Here is an 18,252-nt window from a genome sequence, read left to right on the forward strand (position 1 = left end):
CCCACGCCGGCCTTCGTTGCTTACACCCCCCCCACGGCCACATTGGGGCGCTCTTCCCGGACGTCAAACAACTTGCGACGCGCGACACTAGCCGCTGATCAGTTTCGAACCGGGCCCCGACGGCCGGCCCCTCGCCCTGCACGGGATGACCGCCCGGTTCCGGGTCCGCTAACCCACGCGCCGCTCCAGCACCTGCCCGACCCACGCGTCGACGGTGAACCGGACCGTCGGGCGGAACCCGTGACTCTCGTAGTACCGCTGCAGTCCACCGTCGCCGCCGGCCCAGCAGTCGACGCGCACGAGGTCGATCCCGCGCCGCCGCGCCTCGTCGAGTGCGTACTCGAGGAGGCGGCCGCCGACGCGGCGGCCGGTGAACCGCCGCGACGTGATGAGGAGCCGGATGTACAGCTCGCGCTCGCCGACCGCGGGCACGTGCGGGTCGTGCTCCTCCGAGACGATCAGCGCGCCGGCGGCCTCGCCGTCGACCACCGCGATGCGCAGCCCCGGGTCCGCCGCCATGCCCTTGACCCGCTCGACGCGCTTCGGGACCCGGCTCCACGGCTCGGTCCCCCACTGCTTCGACCTGCCGCGGGCGACCAGCCATTCGACGGCTTCGTCGAAGAAGCCCAGCAGCGTGTCCGCATCCCCAGAATCACCCGAACGGATGACGATGTTGTCCATTCCCTCTGTCTACCGCACGGTGAGCACGCGCGGGCCGTCTTCGGTGATGGCGATGGTGTGCTCGACGTGCGCGGCCCGGCTGCCGTCCGCGGTGAGGATCGACCAGCCGTCCTCGGCGTAGCGGTAGGCGTCGCCGCCCCGGGTGAGCATCGGCTCGATCGCCAGCGCGAGCCCCGGCTTGAGCCGCATCCCGCGACCCGGGCGCCCTTCGTTCGGCAGGTGCGGGTCCTCGTGCATCGCCCGGCCGATGCCGTGCCCGCCGTGGTCGTCGAGCATGCCGTGGCCGTGTGCGCGGCCGGCGGCGCCGATCGCGTACGAGATGTCGCCGAGCTTCGCACCCGGCTGGGCGGCGGCGATCCCGGCGGCCAGCGCCCGCTCGGTGGCCTCGATGAGCGCGAGGTCGGCGGGATCGGCGTTGCCGACGACGAAGCTGATCGCCGCGTCGCCGTTCCAGCCGTCGAGGATGGCGCCGCAGTCGATGCTGACGAGGTCGCCGTCCTGGATGCGGTACGCCGTCGGGATGCCGTGCACGACGACGTCGTTGACGCTGGCGCAGAGGACGTTCGGGTAGGGCGTCGGCGCGGACCGCGGCTGGTAGTGCAGGAACGACGGCTTCGCGCCGGCCTCGCTGATGACGTGGGCGGCGACTTCGTCCAGTTCGCGCAGCGAGACGCCGATCGCGGCCGCTTCCTTGACCGCGTGCAGGGTGTTCGCCACCACTCGCCCGGCTTCGCGCATCATCGCCAGCTCGGACTCCGTTTTGATCTCGACCATGGCGATAACTATACCGGTATAGATATTGGTGTCCAGTGGTGGGGGCGATCGCGTTCAGCCGGTGGCTCGATGCGCGTCATCCGGAGTTCAGGCAGCGCTGATTGACTTCTTCCGTTCACAACCTCTCTGGCGACGAGGACAAATTGACCCAGTCAGTGCCCGCCGGCGACCCGCTGGCCGCCTTCACCGTCGAGCTCGAGGAAATCCGGGCGAAAGCCGCGGCCGCACAGGAGAAACTCCGGACCGCCGTCGCCACCGTGCAGTCGCCGGACGGCGCGGTCACGGTGACCGTCGGCCCGAGCGGCGTCCTGCAGGACCTCCGGTTCGGCCCCCGCGCGTACGAACGACCCCCGCAAGCCCTTTCCGGACTGGTGCTGCAGCTGATCGGCCGGGCGCAGCAGAAGGTGTCGGCGGAGGTCGCCGAGGCCTTCAGCGGCATGGTGGGCGAGGACTCGGCCGCCCGCGAGCTGCTGGACGAGTTCCTGCCGGCCCCCGAACCGGACGAGGGAACACAGCCGGACAAGCGTGACGTGTTCATGCCGGAGCAGGAGGCCGAGGACCGGCCGGCCGCACCCCCGGGCCCCCCGCAACCGCAGCGTGGTCAGCCGCGCCGCCGTCCCCGGCAGACGCCGGAAGAGGACGACGGCGAAAGCAATCCCTGGTAGTACGGAGGAGAACCGGTGGTTTCCGGAGCAGGTTTCTCGGTCGATCCCGCCGAGTTGCAGAAGTTCAGCCAGTTCCTGTCGGGCACCACGCAACCGGCGGTGCAGGACGCCGCGAACCGGATGCAGGCCGCCAACGGGTTCGACAACGCCGCGTTCGGCATCCTGCTCGCGCAGGTGCTCGCGGTGCCCTCACGGGTCACGATGGCGGTGATCACCGGGGAGATCGGCAAGCTCGTCGGGGACATCGGCAAGTCCGCCGCCGACGTGAAGAAGGCGGCCGAAACGTACGCGACCCACGACTCGAACACGGCACAGGGTCTGAGCACCTTCGAGACGGAGCTGGGCAAGTGACCGTTCCCATCACGGCATCGAACTCCACGACCGGCGCCGGCGTCTTCGACAGCTGGAAGCAGGTCGGCGACTCGATCGGCAAGGTCCAGACCGAACACGGCGGCGACCTCGCGGCCGTGAGCGTCGAGCTGGGCATCAACCTGATCAGCGCCACGCTCGACACCGTCGCGTTCGTCATGGACCCGCTCTCGAAGCTGATCGCCGCGGGCCTGGGCTGGCTGATCGAGCACGTCTCGTTCCTGAAGTGGCCGCTGGACCAGGTCGCGGGCAACCCGTCCGAGGTCACGAAGGTCGCCAACGAGCTGCACAAGATCGGCGAGGCGCTGCGCAACACCGGCACCCAGCTCGACGACACGCTCAAGTCGACGATCACCCAGTGGCAGGGCAAGGGCTACGACAGCTTCAAGAAGTCGATCGACGACCGGAAGGGCTGGATCGACGCGAACGCGAAGGCGTCCGACGTCGCCGGCTACATGGTCGAGACCACCGGGGCGCTGATCGCCGCGGTCCGCGCGCTGCTGCGCGACATCATCACGACGATCCTCGGCGACATCATCTCCACGATGCTGATCGCCCTCGCGATGGCCGCGTTCACCTTCGGCGCGTCGATCGCGGTCGGGGTGAGCAAGATCGTCGTGCAGGTCTCGATCCAGGTCGCGGCGATGGCGGCCAAGCTCGCCAAGGTCGTCGCCTACGCCGGGCGCACCCTGGCCCGGCTCACCAAACTGTCGAAGCTGGTCAAGCCGAAGCCGGGCGCGTCGGGCGCGGGCCATGAGATGACGAACCTGCCCCCGGGCGGGAACACCGTGCCGAACTTCTCGCGGCCGCTGCCGCCGAAACCGGTGCCGCCGGGCACCGCGGTCACCCACGACGCGCCCGGGGGCGGTGGCGCCACGCCGAGCACCCGGCCCCCGGGTGACGGCACCACGCCCAACTTCTCCCGGCCACTGCCGAAGCCGGCGGACCCGCCGCCCCCGGCCAAGCCGCCGGCCCCGCAGTCGCACCTGAGCGAGCACGACTTCCCGATGATCAAGAAGCACGAGGACTGGCTGAAGACCAAGTTCGGCGACAGCTACCAGAAGATGAAGTTCGCCGACGACTGGATCAAGAAGAACCACCCGGACTACTACCCGATGCTGAAGGCGCTGTCCGACGCCAAGAGCTCCAAGAACTTCGCCGGCTGGGCCGGCAAGAGCATCGTCCAGGTCGACCGCGGGCTCACCGACATCCAGATGCAGGCGGAAGCCGCGTGGGCCGAGGAGGACAAGAAGCAACAGCAGCCCTAGTGTCGCGCGTCGCAAGTCGTTTGACGTCCGGAAAGAGCGGGGACCGGGCCGCTGTCACTGAACTTCGGACGCGCGACACTAGTCAGGCGACGCCGAGGTGCCGGGAGATCAGCATCTTCTGGACCTCGCTCGTCCCCTCGCCGATCTCGAGGATCTTCGCGTCGCGGTAGAAGCGGCTCACCGGGAACTCGTTCATGAACCCGTAGCCGCCGAAGATCTGCGTGGCGTCGCGCGCGTTGTCCATCGCCGCGTTCGACGCCACCAGCTTCGCGATCGACGCCTCCTTCTTGAACGGCTCGTCGCGCAGCATCTTCGACGCCGCCTGGTAGTACGCCAGGCGTGCGGTGTGCGTGCGGACCTCCATGTCCGCGATCTTGAACTGGATCGCCTGGTATTCGCCGATCCGCTTGCCGAACGCGACGCGGTCCTTCACGTACTTGAGGCACTCGTCGACGCAGCCCTGCGCCAGCCCCACCGAGAGCGCGGCGATCGCCACCCGGCCTTCGTCCAAAATGGACAAGAACTGCGCGTAGCCCCGGCCGCGGACGCCGACGAGGTTCTCCGCCGGGACCCGGACGTCCGAAAAGGACAGCTCGTGCGTGTCCGAGCAGTTCCAGCCGACCTTGGAGTACTTCGGGGCCACCGCGAAGCCCGGCGTCCCCGACGGGACGATGATCGCCGAGATCTCCTTGCGGCCGTTCTCCATCACGTCCGTCACCGCCGTGACCGTGACCAGGCGGGTGATGTCCGTGCCCGAGTTCGTGATGAACGCCTTGCTGCCGTTGATCACCCACTCGTCACCGTCCAAAGTGGCGCGGGTGCGGGTCGCGCCCGCGTCCGACCCGCCGCCCGGTTCGGTCAAGCCGAAGCCGCCCAGCGCGGTGCCCTCGCACAGCGACGGCAGCCACTTCTCCTTCTGCTCCTGCGTTCCGAAGCGGAAGATCGGCATCGCGCCGAGGGAAACCCCGGCCTCCAGCGTGATCGCGACCGACGAATCGACCCGCGCCAGCTCCTCCAACGCCAGGCACAGCGCGAAGTAGTCGCCGCCCATGCCGCCGAACTCCTCGGGGAACGGGAGCCCGAAGAGGCCCATCTCGCCCATCTTCGCGACGATGGCGTACGGGAATTCTTCCTTCTCGTACAGCTCGCCGATCACCGGCGCGACCTCGGCGTGCGCGAAGTCCTCGACGGTCTTGCGGAGGGACTCGTACTCCTCGTCCAGGCGGAAGTCGATCACGGCTGCTCCTCTTGAGGCTTGACGACGGCAAGGGTTTCGTCCAGCGCGACCTGCTGGCCGGCCCGGACGGGGAGTTCGCTGACCACGCCGTCGATCGGCGCGGTGACGGTGTGCTCCATCTTCATCGCTTCGACGACCAGCAGCGGCGTCCCGGCCTTCACGACGTCTCCCGCGGCGACCTTCACCACCAGCACCGTGCCCGGCATCGGGCTGGTGACCGGGCCCGCGCCGGCGGCCTCGCCGCGCGAGGCCAGCACGAACTCCTGTTCCCCGAACGGGAAGCTGAGCCCGTCGCGCGCCAGCCAGACCGTCCTATCCGGACCACACGCCTGGCGGTAGCGGTGGAACCCGCCCGAATGCCGGATTTCGAGCACGTCGCCGTCACGCCGGGCCGAGACCTGGACCGGCGCGGCGTCATCGACGAACACCGTCGCCGCGGCGGGCGTACCCTGCACCCGGACCACCGCGCGGGCGGAACCGGACTTCAACCGGAACGTCACCCCGCCCGAGCCGCCCATCCGCCAGCCGTCCGGCACGTCCCACGGGTCCACCACGGGCCCGGACGGCTGCAGCTCCAGGAACCGGTCCAGCGCGGCCGCGACGAAGAACTCCGCGGGCACGTCCGAGGAAATGAGTTCCGACAGCCGCCGGTCGACCAGCTCGGTGTCGAGCTTGCCGGCGCGGACGTCGGCGTCGGCCAGCAGCCCGCGCAGGAACGCCGTGTTCGTGCCGATGCCCAGCAACGCCGTGTCGGCCAGGGCGAGGTCGAGCCGGTGCAGCGCCGCCGCGCGGTCCGGGCCCCAGGCGATCACCTTGGCCAGCATCGGGTCGTAGTTCGAGCCGACCACCGCGCCGGGTGTCATCCAGGAGTCGACGCGGACGCCGTCGCCGGAGGGCTCGTGCACCGCCAGCACCGTCCCACCGGTCGGGATGAAGCCGCGCGCCGGGTCCTCGGCGTACACGCGAGCTTCGACCGCGTGTCCATTGAGGACGACGTCCTCCTGCTTGAGGGAAAGGTGCTCCCCCGCGGCCACCCGGACCTGCCACTCGACGAGGTCGAGGCCGGTGACCAGCTCGGTGACCGGGTGCTCGACCTGCAGCCGGGTGTTCATCTCCATGAAGAAGAACTCGTCCGGGTCGTGGGCCGACATGATGAACTCGACGGTCCCGGCGCCGACGTACCCGACCGAGCGCGCGGCCTCGACCGCCGCCGAGCCCATCTTTTCGCGGGTGGCGTCGTCCAGCAGCACCGACGGCGCTTCTTCGATGATCTTCTGGTGCCGCCGCTGCAGGCTGCACTCGCGTTCGCCGAGGTGGACGACGTTGCCGTGCGTGTCGGCCAGCACCTGGATCTCGATGTGCCGGGGAGTCGTGACGAACCGCTCCATCAGCAGCGTGTCGTCGCCGAAGGACCCCTTGGCCTCGCGCCGCGCGGACTCGATCGCCGGGTCCAGCTCCTCGGGGACGTGCACCAGCCGCATCCCCTTGCCGCCACCGCCCGCGGACGGCTTGAGCAGCAGCGGGTAGCCGACCTTCGCGGCCGCCTCCGCGAAGCCCCCGGACGGGATGTCCACATCGGACGCTCCGGGCACGACCGGGACACCGGCCTTCGACACCATCGCCTTGGCGCGGATCTTGTCGCCCATGGCGTCGATCGCCGCGACCGGCGGGCCGATGAACACGAGACCGGCGGCCTCGCAGGCCCGCGCGAACTCGGCGTTCTCCGCCAGGAAGCCGTACCCCGGGTGCACCGCCTGCGCACCGGAAGCCACGGCGGCGTCCACGATGGCCGGAATCGAAAGGTAACTGCGGGAAGCCTCCGCCGGGCCGATCCGGACGGCCGCGTGCGCCTCCCGGACGTGCCGCGCGTCGGCGTCCGCGTCGCTGTAGACGGCGACCGCGCGGATGCCGAGGTCCCGCAGCGTGCGGATGACCCGGACCGCGATCTCGCCCCGGTTCGCGACCAACACTGAGTCGAACATGCCCCTCACATCCGGAAGACGCCGTAGTTGACCTCGGACAGCGGCGCGTTGGCCGCGGCCGAGAGGGCGAGGCCGAGCACCGTGCGGGTGTCCGCCGGGTCGATGACGCCGTCGTCCCACAGCCGGGCCGTCGAGTAGTACGGGCTGCCCTGCGCCTCGTACTGCTCGCGGATCGGGTCCTTGAACGCCTCTTCGTCCTCTGTGGACCATTCGCCGCCGCGGCCCTCGATCGAATCGCGGCGGACCGTCGAGAGCACCGAAGCCGCCTGCTCGCCGCCCATCACCGAGATCCGCGCGTTCGGCCACATCCACAGGAACCGCGGCGAGTACGCCCGGCCGCACATCGAGTAGTTGCCGGCCCCGAAGGAACCGCCGATCACGACGGTCAGCTTCGGCACCCGCGCACACGCCACCGCGGTGACCATCTTCGCGCCGTGCTTGGCGATGCCGCCCGCCTCGTACGCGCGCCCGACCATGAAGCCGGTGATGTTCTGCAGGAACAGCAGCGGGATCGAGCGCTTGTCGCACAGCTCGATGAAGTGCGCGCCCTTCATCGCCGACTCGGCGAAGAGCACGCCGTTGTTCGCGATGATGCCGACCGGGTGGCCGTGGATCCGGGCGAACCCGGTGACCAGCGTCGCGCCGTACTCCTTCTTGAACTCGCCGAACCGGCTGCCGTCGACGATCCGGGCGATCACCTCGCGCACGTCGTACGGCGTGCGCGGGTCGGTCGGCACGACGCCGTACAGCTCGGCCGGGTCGACGGCGGGAGCTTCGGTCGGCAGGACGTCCCACGGCCTCGGCGTGCGCGGGCCCAGCGTCGAGACGATCGAGCGGACGATCCGCAACGCGTGCGCGTCGTCGTCGGCCAGGTGGTCGGTGACGCCGGACTGGCGGGCGTGGACGTCGCCGCCGCCGAGCTCCTCCGCCGTGACGACCTCGCCGGTCGCCGCCTTCACCAGCGGCGGCCCGCCGAGGAAGATCGTGCCCTGGTTCCGGACGATCACGGCTTCGTCGCTCATCGCCGGGACGTACGCGCCGCCGGCGGTGCAGGAGCCGAGCACGGCGGCGACCTGCGGGATGCCGCGGGCGGACATCGTCGCCTGGTTGTAGAAGATCCGGCCGAAGTGTTCACGATCCGGGAAGACCTCGTCCTGCCTGGGCAGGAACGCGCCGCCGGAGTCCACCAGGTAGACGCACGGCAGGTTGTTGTGCAGCGCGACCTCCTGGGCGCGCAGGTGCTTCTTCACCGTCATCGGGTAGTACGTGCCGCCCTTGACGGTGGCGTCGTTGGCGACGACCACGCATTGCCGGCCCGAGACCCGCCCGACGCCGGTGATAATGCCGGCCGACGGCGCTTCGTCGTCGTAGAGCCCGTTCGCCGCCAGCGGGGACAGCTCGAGGAACGGTGAGCCCGGGTCCAGCAGCGTGTCGACGCGGTCGCGCGGGAGCAGCTTGCCGCGCTCGACGTGCCGCGTGCGCGCCTTCTCCGGCCCGCCGAGCCGGGCGCTTGCCAAACGTTTGCGGAGGTCTTCCACCAGCTCCGCGTGGGAGGTGGCGTTACGGGCGTAGGCCTCGCTGTCCGGGGCAGCGGTGGTCCCCAGTGCCGGCGTGTCCATGGGCTCCCTCGAAGTTAGCGGTCGTTAACCTCCGCTCCGATGTTAGCGACCGCTAACGTGGGTGTCCAGTCGCCGGAACGCGCGCGACGGCCACCCCGGCGGACCGGGGTGGCCGCCACGGCCGGATCAGCCGATCGCCGCTGTCAGCGGGGCGTAGTAGCCGCCCGACTGCCCGGCCACGGTCGGGTGGTAGGACTCGATCACCGGCCAGGTCAGGCTGTGCAGGTAATCGCCGGCCGACGAGCAGATGTTGTGCCCGGTGAACGACGGCCGGACGTCGACGAAGGTCCCGCCCGCCGAGGCGGCCCGCGACTGGATCACCGACGCCAGTGCGTCGGCGCCCGAGTTGATCGCCGTGCGCTTGGTGTCGCTCAGCCCGACCCAGCAGGAGCCGGGCACGGTGTAGAAGCGCGGGTAGGACAGGACGACGAGCCGGGCACCCGGCGCCTTGGCCTTGATCGCGTTGTAGGTGTTGGTCAGCAGCGCCGGCAGCGTGTTGTTCACGTACGCCTTGGCCGTGTTGACCCGGTTCACGCAGTCGGAATCACTGCCCAGGGTGCAGGTGGTGATCACGTCGCTGAACCCGGCGTCGTTCCCGCCGACGGTCACCGTGACGAGCGTGGCCGACGAGGGGATCGAGTTCGCCTGGCTGAGCACGTCCCCGGTCTTCGCTCCCGAGCAGGCCAGGAACGTGAACGAGGTTCCGCTGTGGGCGTTGGCCCACAGCTGCGGGTAGGCCTTGGAGCTGCGGTAACAGCTCCCCGAACTGCCGTAGCTGCCGGCTCCGACCCCGGAGGAGTAGGAGTCGCCGAGCGCGGCGTAGACGGTCCCGGCGGCGTGGGCGAGGCCCGTGACACCGAGTGTGGCAACGACAACGGCCCCCAGGGCCGTGCTCAACCGTAGGAGGGATCGCCGGAAATTACGGGTGGGAACAGCCATGGGTCACTCCTTTGTGACAGGGCCGACCCAAATAGGACAGCAGGTGAGAGGCTCACAAGGAACCCCTGGTTACCGGTAGGTACCCACTCGGCCCACACCGGAAGTGTGAAACGTCAGCGGTTCGTCAGCCGTCGTTTCCCGCGGCGCAGGATTCGCCCTGCGCCCTTGACAGGGTGGCCGCGACCGCTAACCTCGTCTGGGAGCGCTCCCAGAACGACGTTTCGCTCAAAGGAGAGCAGATGACGCAGCTGAGAAAGGCGTTCGGCCTGCTGGCCGCGGCCGTGGTGGCCGCGAGCGGGCTGGTCACCTTCGGCGCGACCGGCCAGGTCGCGGCGGCCGCCGGCGGTACGGGCACCGGGTACCTGCACACCAGCGGCAACAAGATCCTGGACAGCACCGGCGCGACGGTCCGGCTGACCGGCATCAACTGGTTCGGGATGGAGACCGACAACAAGACCTTCCACGGCCTGTGGTCCAGCCGCACCTGGCGCCAGCAGCTCGACCAGATGGCGCAGCTGGGCTACAACACCTTGCGCGTGCCGTTCTCCGACGACGCACTGAAGCCCGGCGCCACGGCGACCGGCATCAACGACTACACCAACCCCGACCTGGTCGGGCTTTCCCCGCTGCAGATCCTCGACAAGGTGATCGGCTACGCGGGGCAGAAGGGGATGCGCGTCATCCTCGACCGGCACCGGCCGACCAGCTCGGGTCAGACCGCGCTCTGGTACACCGCCGGCGTCCCGGAAAGCACTTGGATCAACGACTGGAAGACGCTTGCCCAGCACTACGCGGGCAACACCACGGTCATCGGCGCCGACCTGCACAACGAGCCGCACGCCGAGGGCACCAACCCGGCCGCGACCGGCGCGTGCTGGGGCTGCGGCGACACCGCCCGCGACTGGCGGCTGGCCGCCGAACGCGCCGGCAACGCGATCCTGGGCGTGCAGCCGAACTGGCTGATCTTCGTCGAGGGCGTGAGCTGCCCCAGCGGCGGGCTGTCGAACGTGTGGGACGGCGACCCGTCCAACGACGAGGACTGCGGCTGGTGGGGTGGGAACCTGTCGAAGGCGGGCGAGTTCCCGGTACGCCTGTCCGTGCCCGGGCGGGTCGTGTACTCCCCGCACGAGTACGCCACCTCGGTCTACAACCAGCCGTGGTTCAGCGCTCCCGACTACCCGGCGAACCTGACCGCGATCTGGGACCACTACTGGGGTTACCTGTACAAGCAGAACATCGCGCCGCTGATGATGGGCGAGTTCGGCACCACGCTGGCGAACCCGGTCGACAAGGTGTGGCTGGAGAAGCTGATGGCCTACACCGGGACCGGCGTCAACGGCATCTCGTTCACCTACTGGTCGTGGAACCCCAACTCCGGGGACACCGGCGGCATCCTCAACGACGACTGGACCACGGTCAACCAGGCGAAGCAGAGCATTCTCCAGCCCTACCTCATCCCGCCTGCCGGCGGCGGTCCCGACCCGACGACGACCACCCCGACCACCACGACGACCGGCGGCGGCACCGGCGGGTGCAAGACGGCGTGGAAACTGGACAACTCCTGGCAGGGCGGCTTCCAGGGCACGTTGACGGTCACCAACACCGCGACGAACGCCGCCAATCCGTGGACCGTCGTGTTCGCCCTGCCCGCCGGAGCCACCATCGCCAGCGGCTGGAACGGCACCTTCACCCAGACCGGTACCACGGTCACCGTGAGCGCGCCCTCCTACAGCCCGTCCCTGGGCGCCGGAGCGGCGGTGTCGCTCGGTTTCACCGCCAACGGCCCGTCGGGCGCACCTTCGGCCGTCAAGCTCGGCACGGCGGCCTGCACCGCGTGATCCGCCCCTGGCTGCGGGGCCGTCAGCGCACCGCAGCCAGGGCCGGGACGCGGCGACGTTAGCGCTCGCTAACCTGCCGCTCTAATATGGCCTGATGCCGGCCAACCCCACCCCTCTGGTGAACGGCGAGAAGGCGAACCGGCGGGAACAGATCCTGTCCGCGGCCGCCGAGCTGTTCGCCCACCACGGCTTCCACGGCGTCGGGATCGACGACATCGGCGCCGCCGTGGGCATCTCCGGCCCGGCGCTCTACCGGCACTTCCGCAGCAAGGACGCGATCCTCGGCGAGATGCTGAACTCGATCAGCCGCTACCTGCTCGACGGCGGCACGGCGCGGGCCGCCCGGCCGGGTGAGCCCGACGACACGCTGACCGGCCTCGTGCGGTTCCACGTCGATTTCGCGCTCGAGCACCCGGCCTTGATCACCGTTCAGGAGCGCAACCTCGCCAACCTCACCGACGCCGACCGCAAGCAGGTGCGCGCGCTCCAGCGCCAGTACGTCGAGGTGTGGGTGCGCGTGATCCGCGAAGCGGTCCCGGACCTGGGAGAACGGCAGGCGCGGTCGGCGGCACACGCCGTGTTCGGTCTGATCAACTCGACCCCGTACAACCGCCATCTCGGTGACGACGAGCTCGCCGAACTGCTCTGCCGGCTCGCGCTGGGTGCCCTTCGTGCGGCCTGATGGCCATCGGCGGATCAAGGTATCCCGCCGAGCGCCCTCGTGGTGTTTGATGGGGCACGTGGACCCGGATTGGAGCGAGCAGGAGCGCCGGCTCGTCGAGAAGGCTCAGCGCGCGTTGACCGCGCTGAGCCTCGGCGACGACGCCGAAGCGCTGGGCGAGGTCGCCCCCTCGGCCGCCGAGCCGCAGGCCCGCGCGGACGAGACGAAGGCCCTGATGCTGCTGCTCTTCGGCGAGTGCAGCGCGATGGTCTCCACCCTCGGCGACGGCGGCAGCGCCCCGGTGAAGGTCCAGGTGTTCGACGAAGACGGCGAAGAGGTCTCGATCGACCAGGCCGACCCGCCGGTGCGGACCGCGGTCCGGACGCTGCTCGCGGAGGTGCACGGCAACACCGAAGCCGCGCAGGAGCAGGTCGAGATCGCGCTCGCCAACGCGGCCCCGGACGAGGTCGACAGCCTCGTCCTGCAGGCGCTGCGCTGGACCATCCGGCTGTCGGTGGAGTGCCTGGACCGCGACCTGCCGGTGGCCCCCTGGATCTCCGAGGCCGTCTCCGACTAGGGCCAAGCGGGCCTAACCCAGCAGGTGCTTGACCAGGGCCGCGATCTGGCCGGCTTCGATGAGGAACGAATCGTGCCCGTACGGCGAGGACACGATCGACGGCTCCGGCGCCCCCGGGATCCCGGCCGCGATCTCCGCCGACTGGTACAGCGGGTAGAGCCGGTCACTGTCGACGCCGCCGATCACCGCCCGCGCCGTCACCCGGCCGAGGGCCGCCGCCACGCCGCCGCGGCCGCGGCCGACGTCGTGGGTGTTCATCGACTCCGTCAGCACCAGGTAGCTGTTCGCGTCGAAGCGGCGCGCCAGCTTGGCCGCGTGGTGGTCCAAATAGGACTCGACGGCGAACCGGCCGCCGCGCAGGGGATCTTCGCCGTCCTGCGGCTCCCGGCCGAACCGCTGGGCCAGCTCGGGCTCGCTGCGGTAGGTGACGTGCGCGATCCGCCGGGCGATGCCGAGCCCGGTGCCGGGCCCTGACGGCGCCGAGTAGTAGTCGCCGCCGTGGAAGCACGGGTCGGCGCGGATCGCGTGCAGCTGCGGTGCCGCCCAGGCGATCTGCTCGGCCGACGCCCGGGCGGTCGAGGCCAGCACCAGCACCGAAGCGACCCGCGGCGGCAGCGACACCGCCCACTCCAGCGCGCGCATCCCGCCCATCGACCCGCCGACGACGGCCGCCCAGCGGCCGATGCCCAGCGCGTCCGCCAGCGCCGCTTCGGCCGCGACCTGGTCGCGGACCGTCACCACCGGGAACCGGCTGCCCCACGGCCGCCCGTCCGGCGCGAGCGACGACGGCCCGGTCGAGCCCTGGCAGCCGCCCAGCACGTTCGGGACCACGACGAAGAACTCGTTCGTGTCCACGGCCTTCCCCGGCCCGATCAGCGCGTCCCACCAGCCCGCGCTCGGGTGGCCCGGCCCGGCGGGCCCGGCCGCGTGGCTGTCCCCGGTGAGGGCGTGCTCGACGAGGATCGCGTTGGACGCGTCGGCGTTCAGCGTCCCCCACGTCTCGTACGCGAGCGAGAACGACGGCAGCACGCCACCGGCCTCCAGCGCGAGCGCGCCGGGGCCGGTGACGAACTGCCGGCGGCCCGGCGGATCACCGATCCGCCAGGCGCCAGTGACGGGCTCAGCCGTCACAGTTCCGCCTTGGCCGCCCGGAATCCGGCCTCGAGGTCGGCCTTGAGGTCCTCGATGCCCTCCAGCCCGACGGCGAGCCGGACCAGCCCGGGCGTGACGCCGCTGGAGAGCTGCTCCTCCGGGTTGAGCTGGCTGTGCGTGGTCGACGCCGGGTGCACGATCAGGCTCCGGACGTCACCGATGTTCACCAGCTGGCTGTGCAGCTCGGTGCCGTCGACGAACTTCCGGCCCGCCGCGACGCCGCCGCGCAGGTCGAACGACAGGACCGCGCCCGCGCCGCGCGGGAGGTACTTCTGCGCGTTGGCGTGGTGCGGGCTCGACGGCAGGCCGGCGTAGTAGACCGTCTCGACCTCGTCGCGCTGCTCCAGCCACTCGGCCAGCGCCTGCGCGTTCGCCACGTGCCGTTCGATGCGCAGCGACAGCGTCTCGATGCCCTGCAGGATCAGGAAGCTGTTCAACGGCGAGATCGCCGCGCCGGTGTCGCGCAGGATCTGCACGCGCGCCTTGGCCGCGTACGCCCCCGGGCCGAGCGCCTCCCAGTACTTCAGGCCGTGGTAGCTCGGGTCCGGCTCGGTGAACCCCGGGAACTTCGCCGGGTCCTTGCCGAAGTCGAACGTGCCGCCGTCGACCAGCACACCGGCCACCGTGGTGCCGTGGCCGCCGAGGTACTTCGTCGCCGAGTGCACGACGACGTCGGCGCCGTGCTCGATCGGGCGCAGCAGGTACGGCGTCGGCACGGTGTTGTCGACGACGAGCGGCACGCCGGCCTCGTGCGCGACGTCGGCGACGCCCCGGATGTCGAGGACGTTGCTGCCCGGATTGGCCAGCGTCTCGGCGAAGAACAGCTTGGTGTTCGGCCGGACGGCGGCGCGCCACTGCTCCAGGTCGTCCTGGTCGTCGATGAACGTGACCTCGATCCCGAGCTTCGGCAGCGTGTAGTGGAAGAGGTTGTAGGTGCCGCCGTAGAGCGACGGGCTCGAGACGAAGTGGTCGCCCGCCCCCGCGAGGTTCAGGATCGCCGCCGTGGTCGCGGCCGAGCCGGACGCGAACGCCAGCGCCGCGACGCCGCCTTCGAGCGCGGCGAGCCGCTGCTCCAGCACGTCCTGGGTCGGGTTCATGATCCGCGTGTAGATGTTGCCGGGCTCGGCGAGGCTGAACAGGTCGGCGCCGTGCTGGCTGTCGCGGAAGACGTACGACGTCGTCTGGTAGATCGGCGTCGCCCGCGCCCCGGTGGCCGGGTCCGGCGCGGCACCCGCGTGGATCTGCTGGGTCTCGAAGGACCACGCCGAATTCTCGGCCATCGGTTTTCTCCTTGCGGCTCAAGGGGTTCTCGGAGGGCTGCCGGGACGAAGCTACTTGCGCCGAACGGCCTACCCAACCCTTCCCACCTCCTGGGAGCCGGATTGTCTTGCCAATCTAATCTCTCTGTGACTAAGATATTTATCAAGGGAGATTCACGAGCATGGAGGTAGTCGTGGCGGAGCGGGTGCAGGTGCTGGGCGTGGGGGCCGGGCTGGGCGGGTTGTCGGCGTCGCTGTTCCTGGCGCAGGCGGGCGTGGAGGTGCTGACCGTCGAGCGGCACGCGGGGACGTCGGTCCATTCGCGCGCCGCCGGGCAGAACTGGCGCACGATGGAGTTGTTCCACTGGGCGGGAATCGACCGCGAGGTGCTGGCGGCCAGCCCGCGGGCGTCGCAGGGGCTGCGGATCACCGTCGCGACCAGCCTGGCCGGCCGGGTGCTGCACCGGCTCGGCCAGGACGGCAGCGAGTTCGACGTCTCGGCGTCGACGACGCTGCCCGCCGGCATGGCCGGGCAGGACGTCGTGGAGCCGATCCTGCTGGCGCACGCGGAAAAGGCGGGCGCGCGGGTGGTGTACCGGACCGAGCTGACCGACCTGGCGCCGGACTCCGGCGGCGTCACCGCGACGCTGCGGCACCGCGATACCGGCGAGGAAACCGTGGTGCGCGCGGACTACGTCGTCGCCGCCGACGGCGGGCGCAGCGGCATCCGGCAGCGGCTCGGCATCGGGACCACCGGGATGGACGCGCTGAGCCACTGCCTCGGCGTGGTGTTCGACGCCGACCTCGGCGACCGGGTCCAGTCCGGTCTGTCGGACCTGTTCTACCTGCAGCACCCGGACTTCACGGCCGGGTTCGTCAACACCGACGTGCCGAACCGGTACGTCTTCGCCCCGGACTACTTCCCGGACCGCGGGGAAAGCCCGGCGGACTTCACCCACGACCGGCTCGTCGCGATGATCCGCGCCGCCACCGACCTGCCGGAACTGGACCCGGAGATCGTCTGGACGGGCTCGTGGGAGGTCGCCGCGCGGCTCGCCGACCGGTTCCGCGCCGGGCGGGTCTTCCTGATCGGCGACGCGGCGAAGGTGACACCGCCGACCGGCGGGATGGGCGGCAACACGGCGGTCGGCGACGCCGCGGACCTCGCGTGGAAGCTCGCCGCGGTGCTGCGCGGCGAAGCGGGCCCGGCACTGCTCGACACCTACGAAGCCGAGCGGAAGCCGATCGCGCGGATGGTCATCGACACGTCGCTGCACAACATGAAGCAGCGCATGCACCCCGATCTCGACGTCTCCGGGCTGACGAAGGCCGAGGACCAGCTGGCGATCCTGCTCGGGTTCCGCTACCGGTCGACCGCGGTGCTCGCGGAGGAGCCGGACGACGGCGAACGCGTCGAGGACGTGCACGCCCCGACCGGCCGCCCCGGCTTCCGCGCACCCGGATTGGAGTCCACTGTGGACCTGTTCGGGCATTCGTGGGTCCTGCTGTGCGCCGGCGACGGCACGCGGTGGCAGCCGGCCGCGGCGGACATCGCGGCGGAGCTGGGCGTCCGTCTCGACTGCCACGTGCTCGACGACGACCTCTTCGCCGCTCGCTACGGCCTTGCGACGGGCGGCGCTTCGCTGGTGCGTCCCGACGGCATCGTCGCGTGGCGCTCCCCGGAGCCGGCCGAGGACACCGCGGGCGAGCTGTGGCGGGTCCTGACGGCGGTCCTGTCCCGCTAGTCGCTGCTTCTCCGGTTCTCCGGCTTCACGCGGAGCCCGCGGTTCGGGGCGGCCACCCGGCTGGTCACCCCGCCGCGGGCCGCCGGCCGACTCCGGCGAAGTGTTCGTGCAGCTCGCGGACGTGCTGGGCCCAGAACAGCCGCCGCCCGCCGCGGGTGCGGGGCACGGCCAGGCCCTTGCGGCTCGCGAGCCGGTAGAAGCCGGGCCCGGCGTCCTCGGCACCGAGGTCGCGGACGAACGCGCCGAGCAGCCGCCCGCCCGCCTCGTCGAACCCGGCTTCCGAGATGCGGTCGAGCAGGCAGGCCATGCTCGCGCGGCCCTCGCCGGTGGTGAAGTCGAACCCGGCCACCCCGGTGCGCCGGATCAGCGCGGCGGCGAATTCACCGAAGGAAGTCGTCCGGTCCACGACCGCGCGCGCGATCAGAATCGCCTTGCCCGCGTCGATCATCTTCTGCCATTCCGCCACGTCACGTCCGTACAAGCCGGCCACCTCGCACTTTCCCGGCGAAACCTTCCGGTCGATCGCGAGAGGATGCCACACGTCCGATCCGCGAGCCCACCGGGGCGGGTTTCGCTGACCACAAGGGCTTCCGGCGCCACGGGCGGTTTCTTTTCGCTCTTCCGGGATCTCCGGCAGGAGTTTTCCACCGTTGCGATGAATGGGGGAACCGGCTGGGACGGATCGCCGGGATGAAATAGAGTCGGCGCCTCTCCGGACCCGAGGATCGATCCGCGGGTCCGGCATTCCCGAAATCACCGGAGCACCGTGCGCGATCCCCCCTGAACGCCTGCCGGGGCGGCGCGTCCGCCCGCCACCGCCCCGGCAGGCCCCGGCTCAGCGCCGGCCGAGCACCCAGTGGAAGGTCGCCGGCCCCTCCGGCTCCCGCATCGTCACGAGCTCGTCCACCTCGAGGGTGAACCCGGCCGTTGCGAGCAGCCGCCGGTTTTCCGCGGGCGCGTGGCTGCTGAAGAACATCGGCGCGCCGAGCCAGCCGGCCTCGACGCCGTTCGCTTCGCTGCACCCGAGCGCGGCCAGGAACCAGCCGCCGGGACGCAGCCAGGCGGCGATCCGCGCGAAGAGCGCGCCGTGGTCCTCCCGGGGCACGTGCAGCACCGAGTAGAACGCCGTCACGGCGGCGAAGCTGCCGTCCGGAAAGGACAGTGCGGTCATGTCGCCCCGCTCGAACCGCGCGCCGGGGACGTTCCGCCGCGCCAGGTCCAGCTGCGCCGCGGAGAGGTCGACACCGAGGACGTCGTGGCGTCCGGCGAGCGCGGCGGTGCTCGGCACCCCGGCGCCGCAGCCGAGGTCGAGCACCCGGGCGCCGTCGCCGAGCCGGCCGGTCAGCTCCCCCAGGAACCGCGACCGCGGGTCGTCCGCGATCCGCGCGCTCCACTCGAGGTACCGCTCCGCCACGCTGTCGTAACCGCTTTCCACGATCCGCCGGGCTTCGCTCACCGCACCGACCCTACCGAGCCTTCCAGCGGT

Annotated in this window: 17 protein-coding genes; 7 read left to right on the forward strand and 10 right to left on the reverse strand. The window is 70.8% G+C overall.

Translation table 11 applies throughout. The annotated features are described in order from the left end of the window. Positions 1-168: 168 nt before the first annotated feature. Together AB0M30_RS42920 and map are read right to left on the reverse strand one after the other, a co-directional pair. Positions 169-681, reverse strand: coding sequence for a GNAT family N-acetyltransferase (locus tag AB0M30_RS42920; RefSeq protein WP_364597001.1), 513 nt, complete (start codon positions 679-681; stop codon positions 169-171). A 9-nt stretch (positions 682-690) separates the two neighbouring features. Further along, positions 691-1,455 carry a type I methionyl aminopeptidase gene (gene map, locus AB0M30_RS42925; RefSeq protein WP_364597004.1) on the reverse strand — a complete coding sequence of 255 codons (765 nt, stop codon included), beginning with the start codon at positions 1,453-1,455 and terminating at the stop codon, positions 691-693. Between the two features lie 143 nt (positions 1,456-1,598). Here map and AB0M30_RS42930 point away from each other — a divergent pair, with 143 nt between their 5' ends. Genes AB0M30_RS42930 through AB0M30_RS42940 form a run of 3 tightly spaced genes read left to right on the forward strand, consistent with a single transcriptional unit; the run spans position 1,599 to position 3,757 of the window. Continuing rightward, complete coding sequence (locus tag AB0M30_RS42930) at positions 1,599-2,120, forward strand: YbaB/EbfC family nucleoid-associated protein (protein ID WP_360173482.1); 522 nt, start codon at positions 1,599-1,601, stop codon at positions 2,118-2,120. A 15-nt stretch (positions 2,121-2,135) separates the two neighbouring features. Then, complete coding sequence (locus AB0M30_RS42935) at positions 2,136-2,471, forward strand: hypothetical protein (RefSeq protein WP_364597007.1); 336 nt, start codon at positions 2,136-2,138, stop codon at positions 2,469-2,471. Further along, positions 2,468-3,757: a hypothetical protein gene (locus tag AB0M30_RS42940; RefSeq protein WP_364597009.1), complete on the forward strand. Its 1,290-nt coding sequence runs from the start codon at positions 2,468-2,470 to the stop codon at positions 3,755-3,757. Before AB0M30_RS42935 ends, AB0M30_RS42940 begins: the two co-directional genes overlap by 4 nt. A gap of 82 nt (positions 3,758-3,839) precedes the next feature. On the opposite strand, the gene AB0M30_RS42945 is transcribed toward AB0M30_RS42940, so the two are convergent. From AB0M30_RS42945 to AB0M30_RS42960, 4 genes are all read right to left on the reverse strand, one after another. Next, positions 3,840-4,994, reverse strand: a complete 1,155-nt coding sequence (locus tag AB0M30_RS42945; RefSeq protein ID WP_364597012.1) for an acyl-CoA dehydrogenase family protein — start codon at positions 4,992-4,994, stop codon at positions 3,840-3,842. Beyond that, on the reverse strand, positions 4,991-6,976 hold the full coding sequence (locus AB0M30_RS42950; RefSeq protein ID WP_364597015.1) for an acetyl-CoA carboxylase biotin carboxylase subunit: 1,986 nt from the start codon (positions 6,974-6,976) through the stop codon (positions 4,991-4,993). Before AB0M30_RS42950 ends, AB0M30_RS42945 begins: the two co-directional genes overlap by 4 nt. 5 nt (positions 6,977-6,981) lie before the next feature. Next, positions 6,982-8,595 carry a carboxyl transferase domain-containing protein gene (locus AB0M30_RS42955; protein ID WP_364597018.1) on the reverse strand — a complete coding sequence of 538 codons (1,614 nt, stop codon included), beginning with the start codon at positions 8,593-8,595 and terminating at the stop codon, positions 6,982-6,984. A gap of 126 nt (positions 8,596-8,721) precedes the next feature. Then, positions 8,722-9,492 carry an SGNH/GDSL hydrolase family protein gene (locus AB0M30_RS42960; protein ID WP_364597021.1) on the reverse strand — a complete coding sequence of 257 codons (771 nt, stop codon included), beginning with the start codon at positions 9,490-9,492 and terminating at the stop codon, positions 8,722-8,724. A gap of 281 nt (positions 9,493-9,773) precedes the next feature. Here AB0M30_RS42960 and AB0M30_RS42965 point away from each other — a divergent pair, with 281 nt between their 5' ends. From AB0M30_RS42965 to AB0M30_RS42975, 3 genes are all read left to right on the forward strand, one after another. Then, on the forward strand, positions 9,774-11,372 hold the full coding sequence (locus AB0M30_RS42965; RefSeq protein WP_364597024.1) for a cellulase family glycosylhydrolase: 1,599 nt from the start codon (positions 9,774-9,776) through the stop codon (positions 11,370-11,372). A gap of 94 nt (positions 11,373-11,466) precedes the next feature. Then, positions 11,467-12,054, forward strand: a complete 588-nt coding sequence (locus AB0M30_RS42970; protein ID WP_199191026.1) for a TetR/AcrR family transcriptional regulator — start codon at positions 11,467-11,469, stop codon at positions 12,052-12,054. 49 nt (positions 12,055-12,103) lie between these two features. Further along, positions 12,104-12,610: a hypothetical protein gene (locus AB0M30_RS42975; protein WP_013229665.1), complete on the forward strand. Its 507-nt coding sequence runs from the start codon at positions 12,104-12,106 to the stop codon at positions 12,608-12,610. A 12-nt stretch (positions 12,611-12,622) separates the two neighbouring features. Here the strand turns inward: AB0M30_RS42975 and AB0M30_RS42980 are convergent, their stop codons facing one another. Both AB0M30_RS42980 and AB0M30_RS42985 read right to left on the reverse strand, forming a co-directional pair. After that, on the reverse strand, positions 12,623-13,741 hold the full coding sequence (locus AB0M30_RS42980) for a homoserine O-acetyltransferase (RefSeq protein WP_364597028.1): 1,119 nt from the start codon (positions 13,739-13,741) through the stop codon (positions 12,623-12,625). Further along, the gene (locus AB0M30_RS42985) at positions 13,738-15,042 is read right to left on the reverse strand and encodes a bifunctional o-acetylhomoserine/o-acetylserine sulfhydrylase (protein ID WP_364597030.1); all 1,305 of its coding nucleotides are present in this window, start codon (positions 15,040-15,042) and stop codon (positions 13,738-13,740) included. Before AB0M30_RS42985 ends, AB0M30_RS42980 begins: the two co-directional genes overlap by 4 nt. 161 nt (positions 15,043-15,203) lie before the next feature. Here AB0M30_RS42985 and rdmE point away from each other — a divergent pair, with 161 nt between their 5' ends. After that, positions 15,204-16,766 carry an aklavinone 12-hydroxylase RdmE gene (rdmE, locus tag AB0M30_RS42990; protein ID WP_364597033.1) on the forward strand — a complete coding sequence of 521 codons (1,563 nt, stop codon included), beginning with the start codon at positions 15,204-15,206 and terminating at the stop codon, positions 16,764-16,766. A 64-nt stretch (positions 16,767-16,830) separates the two neighbouring features. Here rdmE and AB0M30_RS42995 read toward each other — a convergent pair whose 3' ends face one another. Further along, positions 16,831-17,256 carry a hypothetical protein gene (locus AB0M30_RS42995; RefSeq protein ID WP_364597114.1) on the reverse strand — a complete coding sequence of 142 codons (426 nt, stop codon included), beginning with the start codon at positions 17,254-17,256 and terminating at the stop codon, positions 16,831-16,833. 345 nt (positions 17,257-17,601) lie between these two features. Then, a complete protein-coding gene (locus tag AB0M30_RS43000) occupies positions 17,602-18,222 on the reverse strand; it encodes a class I SAM-dependent methyltransferase (RefSeq protein WP_364597036.1) in 621 nt (206 codons plus the stop codon). Between the last annotated feature and the right edge of the window lie 30 nt (positions 18,223-18,252).

Origin of the sequence: Amycolatopsis sp. NPDC051716 (assembly GCF_040681595.1) — a bacterium.
GTDB lineage: Bacteria > Actinomycetota > Actinomycetes > Mycobacteriales > Pseudonocardiaceae > Amycolatopsis.

Excerpts from the sequence above, each read along its gene's own strand:
- AB0M30_RS42985 (WP_364597030.1), bottom strand. The coding sequence starts at position 15,042 with ATGGCCGAGAATTCGGCGTGGTCCTTCGAGACCCAGCAGATCCACGCG.
- AB0M30_RS42965 (WP_364597024.1), top strand. The coding sequence starts at position 9,774 with ATGACGCAGCTGAGAAAGGCGTTCGGCCTGCTGGCCGCGGCCGTGGTG.
- rdmE (WP_364597033.1), top strand. The coding sequence starts at position 15,204 with ATGGAGGTAGTCGTGGCGGAGCGGGTGCAGGTGCTGGGCGTGGGGGCC.
- map (WP_364597004.1), bottom strand. The coding sequence starts at position 1,455 with ATGGTCGAGATCAAAACGGAGTCCGAGCTGGCGATGATGCGCGAAGCC.
- AB0M30_RS42950 (WP_364597015.1), bottom strand. The coding sequence starts at position 6,976 with ATGTTCGACTCAGTGTTGGTCGCGAACCGGGGCGAGATCGCGGTCCGG.
- AB0M30_RS42955 (WP_364597018.1), bottom strand. The coding sequence starts at position 8,595 with ATGGACACGCCGGCACTGGGGACCACCGCTGCCCCGGACAGCGAGGCC.
- AB0M30_RS42970 (WP_199191026.1), top strand. The coding sequence starts at position 11,467 with ATGCCGGCCAACCCCACCCCTCTGGTGAACGGCGAGAAGGCGAACCGG.
- AB0M30_RS42975 (WP_013229665.1), top strand. The coding sequence starts at position 12,104 with ATGGGGCACGTGGACCCGGATTGGAGCGAGCAGGAGCGCCGGCTCGTC.
- AB0M30_RS42920 (WP_364597001.1), bottom strand. The coding sequence starts at position 681 with ATGGACAACATCGTCATCCGTTCGGGTGATTCTGGGGATGCGGACACG.